Source organism: Streptomyces sp. NPDC005492 (assembly GCF_040605995.1).
Lineage (GTDB): Bacteria > Actinomycetota > Actinomycetes > Streptomycetales > Streptomycetaceae > Streptomyces.
Window position 1 is genome coordinate 1,742 of the sequence record NZ_JBEXDX010000108.1, and the last position, 1,588, is coordinate 3,329.

At 57.1% G+C, this 1,588-nt stretch carries 1 rRNA gene (only partly in view); it reads left to right on the forward strand.

Going from position 1 to position 1,588, the window contains the following annotated elements:
* Positions 1-57: 57 nt before the first annotated feature.
* Positions 58-1,588: ribosomal RNA gene (locus tag ABZT04_RS45825) — 23S ribosomal RNA — on the forward strand; it runs 1,678 nt beyond the window's last position.

A 1,588-nucleotide genomic window follows, 5' to 3' on the forward strand; every position in this document is an offset into this window, starting at 1 on the left:
GGGGTGATGGGTGGTTGGTCGTTGTTTGAGAACTGCACAGTGGACGCGAGCATCTGTGGCCAAGTTTTTAAGGGCGCACGGTGGATGCCTTGGCACCAGGAACCGATGAAGGACGTGGGAGGCCACGATAGTCCCCGGGGAGTCGTCAACCAGGCTTTGATCCGGGGGTTTCCGAATGGGGAAACCCGGCAGTCGTCATGGGCTGTCACCCACATCTGAACACATAGGGTGTGTGGAGGGAACGCGGGGAAGTGAAACATCTCAGTACCCGCAGGAAGAGAAAACAACCGTGATTCCGGGAGTAGTGGCGAGCGAAACCGGATGAGGCCAAACCGTATGCGTGTGAGACCCGGCAGGGGTTGCGTATACGGGGTTGTGGGATCTCTCTTTCACAGTCTGCCGGCTGTGAGGCGAGTCAGAAACCGTTGATGTAGGCGAAGGACATGCGAAAGGTCCGGCGTAGAGGGTAAGACCCCCGTAGTCGAAACATCAGCGGCTCGTTTGAGAGACACCCAAGTAGCACGGGGCCCGAGAAATCCCGTGTGAATCTGGCGGGACCACCCGTTAAGCCTAAATATTCCCTGGTGACCGATAGCGGATAGTACCGTGAGGGAATGGTGAAAAGTACCGCGGGAGCGGAGTGAAATAGTACCTGAAACCGTGTGCCTACAAGCCGTGGGAGCGTCGCGCATCAAGTTTACTTGGTGCGTCGTGACTGCGTGCCTTTTGAAGAATGAGCCTGCGAGTTTGCGGTGTGTTGCGAGGTTAACCCGTGTGGGGAAGCCGTAGCGAAAGCGAGTCCGAACAGGGCGGTTTAGTAGCGCGCTCAAGACCCGAAGCGGAGTGATCTAGCCATGGGCAGGTTGAAGCGGAGGTAAGACTTCGTGGAGGACCGAACCCACCAGGGTTGAAAACCTGGGGGATGACCTGTGGTTAGGGGTGAAAGGCCAATCAAACTCCGTGATAGCTGGTTCTCCCCGAAATGCATTTAGGTGCAGCGTCGTGTGTTTCTTGCCGGAGGTAGAGCACTGGATAGGCGATGGGCCCTACCGGGTTACTGACCTTAGCCAAACTCCGAATGCCGGTAAGTGAGAGCACGGCAGTGAGACTGTGGGGGATAAGCTCCATGGTCGAGAGGGAAACAGCCCAGAGCATCGACTAAGGCCCCTAAGCGTACGCTAAGTGGGAAAGGATGTGGAGTCGCAGAGACAACCAGGAGGTTGGCTTAGAAGCAGCCACCCTTGAAAGAGTGCGTAATAGCTCACTGGTCTAGTGATTCCGCGCCGACAATGTAGCGGGGCTCAAGCGTACCGCCGAAGTCGTGTCATTCCAGCATATACGCCCAACGGCGGCTGGGATGGGTAGGGGAGCGTCGTGTGCCGGGTGAAGCCGCAGCGGAAGCTAGTGGTGGACGGTTCACGAGTGAGAATGCAGGCATGAGTAGCGATACACACGTGAGAAACGTGTGCGCCGATTGACTAAGGGTTCCTGGGTCAAGCTGATCTGCCCAGGGTAAGTCGGGACCTAAGGCGAGGCCGACAGGCGTAGTCGATGGATAACCGGTTGATATTCCGGTACCCGCTGTGAA